This is a genomic window from uncultured Chitinophaga sp., from assembly GCF_937874145.1.
Lineage (GTDB): Bacteria > Bacteroidota > Bacteroidia > Chitinophagales > Chitinophagaceae > Chitinophaga.
Genome location: NZ_CALNBI010000051.1, coordinates 1 through 15586 on the forward strand (window position 1 = coordinate 1; position 15586 = coordinate 15586).

The window sequence follows — 15586 nt, forward strand, 5'->3', positions numbered from 1 at the left end:
TTCACTCAAGGGTATCGGCCCAGTCTATTCCGCCGGCATTCTGGCGGAAGTCGGTGATGTCAAGCGTTTTAAAAACCACAAGGCACTGGCCAAGTTCTCCGGCCTGGTGTGGAACGAACAGCAGTCCGGCGAGTGGAAGGCCGAAGATATTAAACGTGTCCGCTCCGGCAACAAGTACTTGCGCTATTACCTGGTAGAGGCAGCCAACCTGATTAGGTTGCATGATCGGGAATATGCTGATTTCTATAAAGCCAAGTACGATGAAGCCCATACTCATAAGCATAAGAGGGCACTCGTCTTAACCGCAAGAAAACTGGTCCGGCTGGTTTATGCTTTGCTGCGCACGAACCAGCTATATACGCCCAGAAAGAGGGGTGGTTGATCGCCTCCTTTAAGGACCGCAAAGTGACCGCCAATCACGGCTGCCCAGTTATTACCAGTTGAATATCTGGGGTTAGTTTTTTAGTGTCTTTTTTGGATTTTGAGGCCAAATATTTTTCCAATTTTATTGGATTAGGCGCTTGACATTTTACCGCTGGGCTTATCTTTTTACCTGTTAACCACCGTGGCGGCCATGCGTACAGCCGGCGGCAGGTTATTCGTGGATCTGACGCCCATGCTGGCCGCACCCGCCAGCCGGCAAAAGATACTGGAAACCCTCGGCCAGTCGGACCTGTTGATGAAAGACGCCCTCCTCACCATCATCAACCGCGGCGATTTCATCCCGGCTGAAGGAAGCGCTCCCATTACCAAAGGCCTCCCGCCGGCCTTCTTCCAGCCACCCATCGGCAACGACCCCAACATTGTACCCGGCCTGATCCAACGAAGCCAGCAGGCCCTTGCGCAATTAAAGCAGGACATTCAAACGAAATCCGGCCCCGCCTTGCTGGATTTCATCAAAGAAAACTGCAGTCAACTGCAAAAAGAGCTCACCGAACCGCAAAATCTGCCCGTCATCCTGACCGCCATGGGCACTTATAACTGGCTCAACGAAAAGATGGCGGAATGGCTGGGCGTACAGCACGCGGGTGATACGTTATCGCTGTCGGCCCCCGGCAATGTGACCGCCGAAATGGGGCTCGAGTTGCTGGACGTGGCCGATCTGATCCGGCCATTCCCCGCTATACTGGCGCATCTGCAACAGCCTGGCGGCAGTACTTTCCCGGAGGATTTACTTTCCTTCGAAGGCGGGGAATCGATTGTCCGCGCGGTCCGGGAATTCCTCGACCGTTACGGTATGCGTTGCCCCGGCGAGATCGATATCACCAAAACCCGCTGGGCCGAAAATCCCTCCGCGCTCATCCCCCTGCTCCTCGCCAATATCCGCAATACTTCGCCGGGCGAAAGCAAACGGAAGTTCGAACAGGGAAAGCTGGCTTCCGAAGAAATGGAACGCTCGCTGCTCGAGCGCCTGCGGGCATTACCCGAAGGAGAAGCAAAAGCTGCGGAAACAAAGCGCATGATCGACCTGCTCCGCAGTTACACCGGCTACCGCGAGTATCCCAAGTATGCGATGATCAGCCGGTATTTTATCTACAAGCAAGCGCTGCTCCGGGAAGCGGAAACGCTGGTACAAGCCGGCGTATTGGAAGACAAGGAGGATATGTACTTCCTCAGTTTTGAGGAGCTTCATGAAGTGATCGCCACGCAACAACTGGATGCATCGCTCATCCGTGAAAGAAAAGCATCCTACCGTCACTATGAAAAATTAACACCGCCCCGGGTCATCACCTCCGATGGTGAAATCCTGAACGGAACCTACCACCGCGATCAATTGCCACCAGGCGCATTGGCGGGACTGCCGGTTTCACCGGGTACCGTTGAAGGCAGGGCGCGCGTAATCCTGCAAATGGAATCCGCGGATCTCCAACCCGGCGACATCCTCGTCACCGCATTTACCGATCCCAGCTGGACGCCCATGTTCGTCACCATCAAAGGCCTGGTCACAGAAGTAGGCGGATTGATGACCCATGGCGCCGTGATTGCCCGCGAATACGGTTTGCCCGCAGTGGTAGCGGTAGACGGCGCCACAAGGCTTATCAAAGACGGCCAGCGGATCCGCATAAACGGTACGGACGGAATAGTGGAAATACTGGAAGATTAGCGTGCCACTTACCGGACTACATTCCCGATCAGCTGCAACGCCTTTGCCGCAGCGGATTTCGTGGCGCCGAACACCACCAACGTATGCGCCATCCCTGCAAACCGGACAGCCTCTGCCGGCACACCGGCCTGGTGCAGCGCCGCTGCATAGGCTTCTCCTTCATCGCGCAGCGGATCGTATTCGGAAGTGAGGATCAGCGTGGGTGGCAGTCCACGAAGATCCGGTGCATCCAGCGGAGATGCGTATACGTTAGCCGCATCCGCGGGATAACGGAAATACCGGGATTCGAAGAATTGCATCGCGGCACGCGTCAACCCATAGCCCTCGGAAAATTGCCCCATCGACGGAAAGTGCCGGGCATGCGTTACCCTGGGATTGAGCAACACCTGCCTGTAGATGGAAAGCCTTGCCCCGTCGCGGTTGCGGAGCGCCAGGCCCGCAGCAAGATTGCCGCCGGCACTGTCGCCCGCTATGGATATTTTGTTGGGATCGATACGTAAACCGGCCGCGTTGCCATGCAACCATTGCAGGGCCGCAACGGCGTCGTCGAGGCCCGCCGGGAAGGGATGTTCCGGCGCCCGGCTGTAATCCAGGCCCGCCACGGCAACATTGCCGGTGGAAGCGATGTTCTTCAGCACGCGCAGGTAGCTGGAGCTGTCGGTCAGCAAACCGCCGCCGCCATGGAGATACAACACGGCGGGCAAAACACTTTCCCCGGCGGGCCGGACTATCCGAATACCCACCTGGCGGTTTTGCACCGAAATGCGGTGATAATGCTGTTGAAAAGAACCTTTGTACAACCGGGGCGCCATCAGGCAGGTGGCTAGGTGCACCATGCCGCGCATGATGGGAAGGGGAAGATGCACGTTGAAATTGCCTTGCCTTTTGAACTGTTTCATCAATCCGGGATCGGGGGGCAGGGATGCGGCGCCCTCGGGCCAGGTGCCTACGCGGAAAGTTGTACTCATGGGAGCCGGGGTTCTGTTTGCCCGCGAAATTAAGGCATCGCTGCCGCAAATGCATGCCGGGGCGCTCCCGCCGTCGGTTGCCGGGAATGAAATGTTTGTAAAGCCGGATGAACTGATTAAGCCTTCACCGCCCGGATGCCCTGCCAGGTTTGCAGCGCCCATTCGCGGTCGGCGGCATCGTCGAAATAAAATACCGACATCAGCACTTCACCGTCTGCAATATTAAAACCGTAAATCACGTGGTACTCCGTCACCCCGTCCGATTCCAGGATCATATACCCGGTTTTGGCGGCATTATCGTCGGAGAATTCGAATGATTCCAGTGTGGGGGCTTCGTCTTCCTCGCGGTGTTCGATGGACTGGAGGGTTTCGGTATAGAGTTGCTGGCGGGATTTGCTGTCGTCTTTCCAGATCGTGAGCCGGAGGGATTTATCGCCGGTCGTGTACAACAGATCGCCGCCTTCTTCCACCTTTCTTTCAAAAAGATGATTGATATCGAGTTGCCAGGTGTTGGTCAGTGCATGTGTTTCGATGTAATTATCTTCCATCTCGAAATCCACTATTTTCATCCATTCGCCCTGCTCGTCGCGTTCGTACACGGAGCCCACGCCTTTCAGCAGGAGGGCTGCGAGGGATGGATCTATGGCCAGCACCTCACTGGCGGAGTACAGTCCGAAGTTGTCGTTCTCCTGGGCGTATTCGTCCGATTCCTGTCCAGAGAAGATGCGCCAGCCGCTATCTTCTTCATCTGCTCTTTTCTCGCGGTACAGGAATCCGGGCTTTGCGCCTTCTTCCATAATCATCTTCGACACCAGCAGTGCGCCGATCGGCGGGAAGTTCGTTACGTCCATGGATATATATTAAATAGTGGAGCTCAATATTGATGCGGTGTAAAAATAGCCAAGTTTCCGCCTGAATATTCCCGTTTTCGCAAATCTTTCTCCCGTTTGCATAAACTTACCCGTCTTTTAAGCGCGAATTTAGCGGCCCAAAACAATGTGAACGGACCATGCGACTTAACTATCATGCAATATTCCTGACTATTTTTTCCGCTTCGGTGATTACCGGCAGTACGGCTGCTTTCGGGCAGACGGGCGCTTCCGGCCCAGTGATCCGCGCTGTGATCGCGGATTCCGCATCGCGGCAGGTGATGCCCTACGTGACCATCGGCGTGCTGGACGATAAAGATGCGCCCCTAGCCGCGGCTTATTCCAAAGAGAACGGCACTTTCAGCATCCAGCTTCCGGGCCGGGGGCACTTCCGGCTGGTCGTTTCATCCGTAGGCCACCGCCCGCTGCAGCTGGCGCTCAATGCTACGCAGGGCGCGCCTTCCATGGCGGATACCCTGTTCCTGTCCACCAGCTCCCGCCAGCTCGGCGAAGTTCAGGTGGTGGCGCGAAAGCAGCTGATCGAACAGAAACCCGGCATGCTCGTATACAATGCGGGCAACGACATCAGCAACAAAGGCGGCACCGCGGCCGATGTGCTCCGCAAGGCGCCGGCGCTCAATGTAGACCCGCAGGGGAATGTGTCAATGCGCGGCAGCGGCACGCTCCGCATATTGGTAGACGGGAAGTATTCCGGGCAGATGGCGCGCTCCGCGGCCGATGCGCTGAATATGATGCCGGCCGACATCATACAGTCGGTGGAAATCATTACCGCACCCTCCGCCAAATACGACGCTGAAGGCGCGGCAGGCGTTATCAACATCATCACGAAGAAAGGCAGCAAGCGCTTCAGCGGCGCCCTCGAAGTGGCCGCCAGCAACTGGGAACAGGCCATCAACCCGCGCATTTCCTTGTCCCGCGACAAGTGGAATATGAGCTTCCACGGCCACTTCCACCGGCTGCAGGATAAATCCGCCGCCTTCACCGAACGCACTTCGCTGGAAAACGGCGCGCCCACGCACATCCTCTTCCAGGAAAAACGGCAGAATAACGTGATGCCGCACACTTCCGGCGAGCTGACCATTGGCTTCACACCCGATTCCGCCAGCGAGCTCAGCCTGAACGTCAACGCCTGGCTCGGTTCCTGGCCCGACGGCAGCCGGCAAACCACCCGCATCCTCCTCCCCCGCGGCGAGTTGTCCGACGCCTACATGCAGGACGCACGCAAAAAAGAACGCTTCCTCGGCGCGGACATTTCGCTGGGATACACCCGCAAGCTGAAGCGCCCCGGGCAAGAGTTCACCGCCATGGCTCAGGTTTCCCCGACCGGCGGCAACTCGTCTTACAACACCTTGCAATCCGCGGCCGACGGCAAATTCCGCTCCCGTGAAGAAAACGCCAGCAAGACCCGTAACACAGAATACACGCTGCAGGCCGATTACAGCCATCCCTTGTCGGCCGACGGTGCATTTATGCTCGAAAGCGGCCTGAAATCCATCTTCCGCGACGCCAATAACAACTACGACGTTTGGTTCACCGACACGCCGCCGCCCGCGGAGCTTGTATTCCTCAGCGACCGCTCCGACAAGTTCAGCTACTCGCAAACCGTAGTGGCTGGGTATGTGTTGATGAAAATGAAGTTCAAACGCGGCTGGTACGCCGAAGCCGGCGCGCGGCTCGAACATACGGATATGGAAGGTAAATTCCGGGGCGGGAAAGACGCGTTCAGCAACACGCTCCTCAACTTCGTGCCCACCGCCACCCTTTCCAAAAAGCTCGACGACATCCAAAGCCTGAGCCTCAGCTACACCAAAAGGCTCACCCGGCCTTATATCTGGGACCTCAATCCCAATGCCGACGCAAGCGATCCCAGCAACATCGTGGTGGGTAATCCTTCGCTGCTGCCCGAGATCATGCACCAGGGCGAACTATCGTACAGCCTCACGCCTTCGTCGGGGATGTTCCTCAACCTGGCTGCGTTCTATAAACAAACCGATCAATCCATCTTCGACCTTACCACTACCGGCGCCAATGGCATCGCCACCACGCAAAAACAGAACCTGGCCGGTAATCGCCAATATGGACTGAACCTCAGCAGCAGCTTCCAGCTGACATCGAAATGGAACATGAACGGCAACCTGAACGTCAACCGCCTGGATTACGAAAGCCGTGCGCTGTTTGTAGCGAGCAAAGGCTGGGCGACCGACGTCAATGTGAACACCATGTACAAGCTCCCCGGCGCGGTAACCCTCTCCGCTTTCGGCGAATATTCCACCCGGAAAATCACTTTCCAGGGGCACACCACGCCCTGGTTCTTCTACAGCTTCTCGGCCAAAAAAGAGATCCCGGATGCCAAGATGACCATCACGCTCTCCGCGATCAATCCCTTTAACAACACCCTCAGCCAGACGGAAATCATCAACACGCCCACCTTCCGTTCCAGCGTGCTGAACTGGTATTACGACCGCTCGCTGAAGCTGACGCTGAACTGGGAATTCGGTTCGATGTTCGAGCAGAAAGCCAGGAAAAAGATCAGCAACGACGATGTGCGGGACAAGGGAGGGGAATAAACCTATTATCCCATAAAAAAAGCCGTTGTCGTAGAATGACAACGGCTTTTTTTATCAGGCGGCGGCTTGTTGAGGCCGCTTCGCTGGTTTCTTTTTCTGTTTCTTCTTCTTCCCCCACCAGATATAAAACCCGGTTATGGGCAAACTGGCGGCGATGAGGGAGCCTATGAAATAAATGATTTTCGTTGGCAGTCCAAGGATCAGCCCCGTATGCAGGGAATAGTTCATCCGGCGGAATTGATCACCGAAGTGGGCATCCTGGAAAGGTACCGCGTCCACACCGCTGGCTTGCAGCTTCTCGCCGGTATACTGGTCGAAGTAATGGCCGGTGTAAAATGCGCCTTCCATGTTGGTGTAGCAATAGATCGCCGCTGTTTTCTCGTCCTCGTCGTCCGGGATGCCGATGAGCACGGCGGCGCTTTTCGGGTGAGACAGCTCGTTCACCGACCTGCGCCATACTTCATCCGCCACTTTTAAGATCGGCAAGGGGTTGGCCGCCGCGGTATCGGAAGGCGCTTCATAATACGCAGGCATGGATTTTCCGCCGGAAGTCAGCCAGTAAAACGGTTTCTGCACCCAGCCGAGGCCCATGTAAATACCGGTAAACGCCATGATAATGGTAACCGGCAGCGTGTAGAAGCCTAGTACGTTATGCAGGTCGTAGTTCACCCGTTTGAATTTCGCTTTCCATTTGATGTTGAAAGCGTTTTTGATATTATGGCGGTTCCATTTTTTAGGCCACCACAATACCAGGCCGGTCAGCAGCAGGAAAAAGAAGATCAGGGTACCGTAAAGCACGATCTTGGTCCCTACTTTCTTCGGCAGCCACAAGGTGACGTGGCCGGTTTCCATATAAGAAAAGAAATCAATCTTCTCCCTGATCCCATTCACTTTGCCGGTATAGGGATTTACATACACCACAGAATCGGAATGGAAAGTAATTTCCGCGGCCTTCCCCGGAATGTGATACTGGATCCCGTGCACGTGGTACCCCGGCATCACAGCTTCCGCCGCGGGTATCAGGATCGAAGGCGGCAGTTGCTGCGCACCGGGCGCAGGAGCTTCCGCCATCCTTTCCGGGTACAGCCAGTCGCGGATATCCGACTCAAACACCAGGATGCAACCGGTGATCGAAACAATGAATACAATGAGCCCGGTGACGATCCCAATCCAGAGATGGAACCAGGCGTTGAATTTCAATAATGCAGATTTCATAGTCGTCGTACATAAAAACGACACTTTCCCGGTGTGCGGGAAAGTGCCAGTGTTCCGTTGCCGGAACGTGATTATTTCAGTTTGTCTACCCGCAGCAGGTAATCGTAGCCGCCGGAGATTTCCAGTCCGGGCGTAACCGTATCTTTTTCGATATCGTATACCCAGATATAGTCTTTACTGTTTTTCGCATTCACCATGATGTAGGCTGTATTGCCGTCCACCGTGATGGTCTGGAGCATTTCGCCCTTGTCGAGCGGCAGCTCCGTGAGCTTGCGGATGATTTTTCCCTGGCGGAGGTCCACCAGTGCGTACGCCATGATGTGTTCCGCGTCAGTGCCGTCATCCGGGAGCGCTTTGTATTTCATCAGCGCTTTGCCCGAACCGATGCCGTACAGCGCAACGCCGGCGCCGCCCAGTTCCTTTTCTATGTCTACAAAATACGAAGCGTCGAATTCAGTAGCCCCTTTCCTGATCCGGTACAGCGCGGATTTCATGGTGGCAGACAGCCAACCGGGATAGGACAGCATGTAATAATCGCTGTTGTCATCCACCACAGTCGCTTCCATCCACATATTGGAAATACCCGCACCTACGGAGCGGCCGTCCTCAACCTGCTTCACCAGCGTTTGCGTGGCAAAGTCGATAATGGCGACTACAGCTTTAGGATAAGCGGGATTGGGCCACTGCGCGGTGTACGCCAGGGTGAGGAACAATTTGCCATCCACGTAATTAAGGCTGCGCGTGGCTACGGACGCGTATCCCGCGGGGATCGCGCCAACGGGAAGTATGGAATTCTTCACCGACAGGTCGCTGGCGTTTACAACGGAGCAGAGCACTTTCTGGCCGGCGCCGTCGGTACCAACGAGCACGAAAGTGTTTTCGTCTATCCAGCAATATGTGGAAACGCCGGACTGGTAAGTAAAAGGCACCTGTTTCACGGTGTTGAGCCGGTTATCCTTGAAAGAATACTTCACCAGCCTGCGGTTGTTGCTGCTGGTACTGGGATAGTAGTAATAGCCATCCCGCGCGATAATACCGTAATCCGCATTACCCGTTACTTCAACGCCATTGTTTTTCAGCGTTACAACACCCTGGAGGTTTTCCGAACCCACCATGTATTGGGAGGTATTGGGCCAGGAACCGAGCTGGATCCAGATGGCGTAGTTTTCGGAGCCGCTGCCCGGGCCTACGGAGATCTTATCGTCGTATTTCACACAGGCGCCGAGTGTGGCCATCCCTGCAACGAGGGCGGCGGTACGGCTCCATTTTGCAAATAATGTATTCATATCTAAAGGAAAATGAAATTAGTGAATGAAGTAACGGAGCTTAACATAGAACGCACGGCCCGGCTTCTGCAGGCGGTAGTTGTCGTATGCGCGCTGGTCGGTGAAGTTGCGGCACTCGGCGGTGATGTTGTACTTGCCGTTTTGCAGGGAGTACGTTAACCCGAGGTTCTGGATGTACTGGTTGGGTACGCGCTTGTTGGAAGCCACGGTACCGAATTCGGACCAGGTCAGGTAGAACCAGTGTACATATTGCATATCCCAGTTCAGCTGAAGCCGGGTGTTTTTGCCGAGCAGGTCGTTTTTGCCGAGGCTGGCCAGCGCGTTCCCGAAGAGCCAGGGCATGTTGGGGATCTTGCTGCCGAAGGATGCTTCTTCCGTTTCGTCTTTTCCTTCGCCCCTGCTGGTATTATTCACGGAATTCTGGTATGTAGCGTTCAGGGTCAGGTGGAAGAGGTTGCGGTAATCGTATTGCACTTCTCCTTCCACTCCCTGCACTTTCACTTTGGAAGTATTTTCGTAACGGATCACCTGGGAGTTGGACTGGAACGTTTTCGCGTAGATGAAATCCACTGCGTTCCGCAGGTACCAGCCGCCTTCCGCGTAGATGCGGTGGTCTCCGCGCTGGGTACCATAGTAAGCGCCAACGTTCAGGTTATTGCTGGATTCGGGTTTGAGGTTGGGATTGGCGATCTGGTCGTACCCGTTCCCGAACATCTCGCTTACTTCCGGCAGGCGGTAGGCCTTTTCGAAGGACGCTTTCACACCAAAGTCGGGCATGATCTTGTAACGGCTGGCCACGCCATAACCCCAGAATCCCTTCGAATCATCGCCGGAGATCATTTTGCCTTCGTCGGTCAGGATAGAGTCCTGCTTCAGTTGCATTCCGTAATACTTGCCGAAGAAGGTGTTGGTCCACCGGCCGTTGAACAGGTTCTGCTGATAACTGAGTCCTACGATCTGTTTGCCGATTTTGCCGGGGTTATCGTCTTTGTCGGTGACCAGTTCGTTATAGGTTTCGTTCTGCGTTTCGTCGAACGTATAGTTCAGGTTGAAGGAATGCATCGCATTCAGGTTGTAGCTGAGATTGGCGCGGGCATAGTTCCGGGGGCGGATAACATGCGTCAGCGTCTTGATTTTGTTGATTTCCGCCTGGTTCAGCTCCACGCGCGACCCGTCCCAGAAATAGCCATACATAGTGGTGTCGGTTACGAGGTATTTATCACGGGTGTGCGATGCGAAGAAATTGAAATCGAGCCCTTCGGTGAAGAGGTTGTTCTTTTTATATCGGAGGGTCGCGTTGAGGGCGTCGCCGTCCTGCCGGGCTTCCCCGTACACTTTATCCTGGTTGGAGCCGGTCTGGATTTCGCGGCCGGTGTTGGAATAGCCGGCGCCGATAAAGAACACGTCGGCCCATTTCTTGTTGGCCACGCCGATTTCGCCCTGCACCATGGAGGAGCGGTATTGATCGTGGAAGCGGCGGACATCCCTCAGTTCAAACTCACCTTTCTGATCATTGTAGATCTCCATTGCTTTCATCTTGTAATCGTTGTCGGAGTAGTTGAGGAAAGCGCTCACCCGGCCCACGATCCCTGTTTTCTTCCCGGTGACCTGCCCGGTAACGGCGGCGCGGTGGGTGTTGAAGGAACCGAAGCTGTAGCTGGCGTCCAGGTAATTTTTAATGTTCTGGTTGGTGACGAGGTTCACGGCTCCGCCCAGTGCATCGGCCCCGAGCGATACCGGCAATACGCCTTTATAGATCTCCACCCTTTCGGCGAGGTTCACGGGAACGTTGTTGAGCGTCATGGAGCTGCCCATTACTTCCATGGGGATGCCGTCGATGAAATAACGGACTGCCCGGCCGGAGAGGCCATTGATGGAGAAATGGAAGTCGGAGCCTACTCCGCCGGATTCCCGCACCTTCACACCGGTGGTCCGGTTGAGGATGGTGTTCATATCCGCGGAGGAATTGGCGAAGCGGCGGGTATCGATGGCGTTTACCGCGAAGCCGCTTTCTTTCAGCTGGCGGCTCTGGCCTTTGGCGATAACGGTTACGCCGTCGCGTGTCTGGGTTTCTTCCGCCAGTACGATATCTATCTTCAGTTCGGTGTTGCCTAGCTGGATGGATTGCTCCTGCCGGGTGTAGCCGAGCATGCTGACGATGAGGGTATATTTGCCGGGTCTGAGGCTCCCGATGCGGAAGCGCCCGTCGTTTTTGGTATATGCACCGGCGTTGGTGCCCTGGATGGTCACCGCCGCGTCGGACAGCGGCTGGCCGGTGGCCGATTTCACCTGGCCGGAAACGGCGGAGGTGGATTGCGCCACGGCTGCCGTGGTGAGGAAGCTACATACAAGCGGAATAATGAATAGTCTGATAAGCTTGAACATTTGATTGGTTCTTGTTTCGGCTGGCAAAGTTCGGGCTGCGGATGCCTGGCAGTATGTCAAAAAGGGAAAATCTTTGATCCGATCCGGAATACTGCCGTTTTCCCGGTCCCGCTTCACCAAAAAGTTCGTATCGGGGTAAACAGCTGGTATTAATTTGAACCCGCCCGGTACTATCTTCACCTCTTTTTCCGCCGGCTCCTTTACCGTTGATCCATTTTTGGGAGGATTTTCCAAATGACGATGCCTATATTGTGCGTTCACCCGATTTACTGAATCGATTTAGCAAACGTTATGATGATGAAAAGGCTCATGATTTGCCTTGCCGGCATGCTGATGATGCAGGCAAATGAAGGCTATGGACAATCCGCCGGGAATTTCACGAAGTATGTCAACACTTTTCTCGGCACCGAACCGCTGACCGACTCCGCCATCGTAGGCTACCACCTGCCGGAAGGCTGGCGCTCCTGGGCGGGGCTCACCTTTCCCGGCAGCTCGCTGCCCAATGCCATGGTGCAACTCAGCCCGATGACCGAATACGGCTCCGGCGCGGGATACGAATATGAGGATTCCGTCATCCTTTCTTTCACCCACACCAACAAAGGCCACTGGAACCTCTGCAATATCCCCGTGCTGCCCGTTTCCGGCAGCGCGCCGGCCACAGGGTCGCGCTATTCCCACCAGCGCGAATCCGCCGAACCGGGATTCTACCAGGTGTTCCTCAGCGATTATAACGTGGACGTCAAGCTGACTTCCACCCTCCGCGCTGGCTTCCATCAATACAATTACCAGGACCGCGCCAACCGCCGCATCCTGTTCGACCTCGCCAAATCCAACAACCGCGTGAGCGACTGGAAAATAGAACAGACGGGGAAGAACTTGCTGCAAGGGTACCAGCAAACCGGCGAGCGTATCTATTTTTACGCTGTTCTCAACACGAACATCAAAAAACTCGATAAAACGGAAGAAGGCAAGCGCTCCGGCAACGCGATGGTGTGGCTGGAAGACGGCAGCAAACCCGTAGACATGAAAATCGGGCTTTCGTTCGTGAGCATCGAAAACGCCAAACAGAACCTCGATAAAGAAATCGGCAATAAATCTTTCGCCGCCATCCGCGCCGCCGCCAAAGCGGAATGGGAAAAGCTGTTGTCGAAAGTGGAAGTGAAAGGCGGGACCGAAAAGCAACGCAGCCTTTTCTATTCCAGCCTTTACCGCTCCTTCCTCTGGCCCGCCCTGCGCAGCGATGTGAACGGCGATTTCACCGACGCCAAAAGACAGAAAGACAATAAAGGCTTCCGGTATTACACGGAACCCTCGCTCTGGGATACTTATCGCAATAAAGATGTATTGCTCGCATTGCTGGCGCCCGATGTAGCGCTGGATGTGATCAGGTCGATGAAAGACGTGGGCGACAAGCGCGGGTTCATCCCCACCTTCTTCCACGGCGATCACGGCGCTTCCACCATCGCGGGGGCTTACCTGCGCGGCATCAGGGATTTCGATGTGAAGGGGACGTATGAAATCCTGCTGAAAAACGCGAACATGGAACCAGGCGCCCGTCCGCATGTGAAAGAATACATCGAGAAAGGGTTTATTTCCGATCCGCATATCGACAAGCCGCATGTGGAAACCAAGGCCAAAGCCGGTGTTTCCAAGACGCTGGAATATGCGTACGACGATTACTCCCTTGCCCAACTGGCCCGCGCACTGGGCGATTCGGCCAATTACCGGGCGCTCATGCAGCGCTCGCAGAACTACCGCAACATGTTCGATCCTTCCACGCGGTTCATGCGCGGCAGGCTGGCAAACGGCGACTGGATCACGCCCTTCGACCCGCAATACCCTTATTACGAATACATGTACCGCGAAGCCAACGCCTGGCAGGTTTCGTTCTACGCCCCGCACGACATGCCCGGATTGATAGAATTGTACGGCGGCCCGGCGGGCTTCGAATCCAAGCTGGACTCCCTGTTCACCGTTCCCTGGAACCCGAATCACATCGCGCGGAACGTGGAATCGATGATCGGGCAGTATTGCCATGGCAACCAGCCGGATCATGAGGCGCCGTTCTCCTATTACTTCATCAATAAGCCGGAGAAGTCGCAAAAAGTCATCGATACGATCCTGAATCACCTGTACGGTATCGGTGAGTTCGGCAATGCGCTGTGCGGAATGGATGATGCGGGGGAAATGTCGGCCTGGTATGTATTCTGCGCGGCAGGACTATACACTTTTTCCGCCACCGATCCGGAATACCTGGCTACCGTACCCTTGTTCGATGAGGTACGCTGGAAATCGGAAAACGGCAAATGGCTGACGATCCGCAGGCAGGGTAAAAGCCGCGACCTGACGGGCGTTCGTGTGAACGGGAAGCCCCAGCAGGGATGGTTTGTGCCGCACAGTTTGTTCCAGCAGGGAGGGGAAATAATTGTAGAAACGAAGTAAGCGGTTTACAAATCCGCTTCCATATAGATCGCGCCTTGCATGGGATTGAACCTGTAAGGCGCGATTTTTCTGAAGCCATATGCTTCGTAGAGTTTGATGGCGGAGGTCATGTTGGGCAGGGTGTCCAGCTTGAGCTTGCGGTAACCGAGCGCTTTGGCGGCCTGGATGGCTTGCTGGAGGAGGGTTTCGCCGAGCCGGTGGCCACGGAACTCCGGGAGCACGAACATCCTTTTCAGTTCCGATTCCCCTTCAGCGAATTTCCGCACCGCGATGCAACCCACTGCCCTGTTACCGTTGTAAGCGAGGATGAGCGCGCCTTCCGGGGCGCCGTACTGCTCGCGGATATGTTCCAGTTCCGCTTCGAATCCCTGGAATTGCAAATCGAAATCCAGCGAACGGGCATATGCGCGGAAGATACCGCGGGCGGCTTCGTACTGCTCCGCCGAAGCGGCGGTGCGGAAAGAAATGGCTGCTTGCATGGTGAATCAAATCTACAAAATATAGTTGCTTTTGTCAACTAATTATATTAAACTGAATAATTAATTGATAATCAATGTTTAATATCATTTATTTATCAAGAAAAATGCGCCCGGGGTGCAGGGGAATTTCGTAAATTCAGGTAGTAAAAACTGTTAAATCCCCCGTTATGCAGATCCCCATCCTCCTCGCAGCCATTTCCCTGTTGAGCGTATTGTCCGCCAGTGCGCAGGACGCCGACCATAAGGCCCTCCGCAACCATAATGCCGATTGGATCCAGGCGTATCCGGAAAAAGATACCGCTGCCATTCATCGCATCGTGGCCGATGACCTCGTAATGATCAACGCCGCCGGTGCGCGCTTCGGTAAAAGAGACCTCATTAAAAACGTAGCGAAACCCGCCTCGCCCATTACCTCCGCCACGATCGACAACGTGGAGATCACCGTGAAAGGGAATATCGGCATCGTGGTGGCCGTAGTGGAATTCACCATGATGCAAAACGGGAAAGAAACCACCGTCAGAAATAACTATATGGACGTTTATGAAAAGCGCGATGGCCAATGGATAGCCATTGCGGCACACGTTACCCGGCTCGACGGAAAGTGAATTAACCATCCCCTGGTGCGCCTGAACTGAATTTACAATGGCGTATTGAGCGTCGACATCGCCACCGACACTTCCCCGCCCCTGGCCGCGGACACCTGCAGCCTGTACGACGCCGGGTTGAAAGGGATTTCCACACGGATCACCGCACCCGTTCCCAGCTTGCTTCGCCGGATGGTTTTGCCCTGCCGGTCTAACCGCACGAGGCTCCATTCAAACGCAATCTCTCCATCCCCCGCATATTGCCAGTTCCCGTTTTCCCGCAGCAGCGCGCGGTACTCGAGGGTTTTGCCTTCCCGGGCAGCCATGGCGGGCCGGAGGATGCTGACCTGCGGGATGGAATCCTTAACCCTGCCGCCTTTCCAGATCGCGTACAACCGGTGCCAATCGGGCTTGTGGCGGCCGTCGGTATCCAGCAGCCCGTCGAACGTGACGCGGTTGGTGGCTTCTTCATCCTGCCACGAAGCAATGAAAACACCATTCCGTGAAGGACCGGCCGTAGCGTACAATCCCACCGGGGCGTGACTGATAAAATACGGCGCCGTCACTTCTTCCAGCTGCACGAGCCCTTCCCCGTCGGGCGGCAGCACCACGCCACACGCTGCGGCTTGCGGAATCTCGTCATACAGGTATTGCAAAAGCCCCGAG

The 15586-nt window shown here is 55.3% G+C and carries 12 protein-coding genes; 5 read left to right on the forward strand and 7 right to left on the reverse strand.

All coding sequences use genetic code 11. The features are described from left to right. Window positions 1-382, forward strand: a 382-nt coding sequence (locus tag Q0510_RS02330) for a transposase (protein ID WP_298707863.1), incomplete at its 5' end; no start/stop codon positions are given. 192 nt (window positions 383-574) lie between these two features. Continuing rightward, window positions 575-2104 carry a PEP-utilizing enzyme gene (locus Q0510_RS02335; RefSeq protein ID WP_298707865.1) on the forward strand — a complete coding sequence of 510 codons (1530 nt, stop codon included), beginning with the start codon at window positions 575-577 and terminating at the stop codon, window positions 2102-2104. An 8-nt stretch (window positions 2105-2112) separates the two neighbouring features. On the opposite strand, the gene Q0510_RS02340 is transcribed toward Q0510_RS02335, so the two are convergent. Together Q0510_RS02340 and Q0510_RS02345 are read right to left on the reverse strand one after the other, a co-directional pair. Beyond that, a complete protein-coding gene (locus tag Q0510_RS02340) occupies window positions 2113-3072 on the reverse strand; it encodes an alpha/beta hydrolase (protein WP_298707867.1) in 960 nt (319 codons plus the stop codon). Between the two features lie 116 nt (window positions 3073-3188). Then, window positions 3189-3923, reverse strand: coding sequence for a DUF2185 domain-containing protein (locus Q0510_RS02345; protein WP_298707869.1), 735 nt, complete (start codon window positions 3921-3923; stop codon window positions 3189-3191). Between the two features lie 158 nt (window positions 3924-4081). On the opposite strand from Q0510_RS02345, the gene Q0510_RS02350 reads away from it, so the two are divergent. Then, entirely contained in the window at window positions 4082-6529 is a 2448-nt protein-coding gene (locus tag Q0510_RS02350) for a TonB-dependent receptor (RefSeq protein ID WP_298707870.1), read from the forward strand. A gap of 54 nt (window positions 6530-6583) precedes the next feature. Here Q0510_RS02350 and Q0510_RS02355 read toward each other — a convergent pair whose 3' ends face one another. From Q0510_RS02355 to Q0510_RS02365, 3 genes are all read right to left on the reverse strand, one after another. Further along, entirely contained in the window at window positions 6584-7744 is a 1161-nt protein-coding gene (locus Q0510_RS02355; RefSeq protein ID WP_298707872.1) for a PepSY domain-containing protein, read from the reverse strand. A gap of 71 nt (window positions 7745-7815) precedes the next feature. Then, window positions 7816-9030, reverse strand: coding sequence for a hypothetical protein (locus tag Q0510_RS02360; protein ID WP_298707874.1), 1215 nt, complete (start codon window positions 9028-9030; stop codon window positions 7816-7818). 18 nt (window positions 9031-9048) lie between these two features. After that, complete coding sequence (locus tag Q0510_RS02365) at window positions 9049-11415, reverse strand: TonB-dependent receptor (protein WP_298707876.1); 2367 nt, start codon at window positions 11413-11415, stop codon at window positions 9049-9051. Between the two features lie 291 nt (window positions 11416-11706). Between Q0510_RS02365 and Q0510_RS02370 the strand changes: the two genes are divergently transcribed. Beyond that, window positions 11707-13857, forward strand: coding sequence for a GH92 family glycosyl hydrolase (locus Q0510_RS02370; protein WP_298707878.1), 2151 nt, complete (start codon window positions 11707-11709; stop codon window positions 13855-13857). A 5-nt stretch (window positions 13858-13862) separates the two neighbouring features. On the opposite strand, the gene Q0510_RS02375 is transcribed toward Q0510_RS02370, so the two are convergent. After that, window positions 13863-14336: a GNAT family N-acetyltransferase gene (locus tag Q0510_RS02375; protein ID WP_298707879.1), complete on the reverse strand. Its 474-nt coding sequence runs from the start codon at window positions 14334-14336 to the stop codon at window positions 13863-13865. Between the two features lie 167 nt (window positions 14337-14503). On the opposite strand from Q0510_RS02375, the gene Q0510_RS02380 reads away from it, so the two are divergent. Further along, window positions 14504-14941, forward strand: a complete 438-nt coding sequence (locus Q0510_RS02380; RefSeq protein WP_298707881.1) for a nuclear transport factor 2 family protein — start codon at window positions 14504-14506, stop codon at window positions 14939-14941. Between the two features lie 32 nt (window positions 14942-14973). On the opposite strand, the gene Q0510_RS02385 is transcribed toward Q0510_RS02380, so the two are convergent. Beyond that, the coding region (locus Q0510_RS02385) for a hypothetical protein (protein ID WP_298707883.1) at window positions 14974-15586 on the reverse strand (613 nt) is incomplete at its 5' end.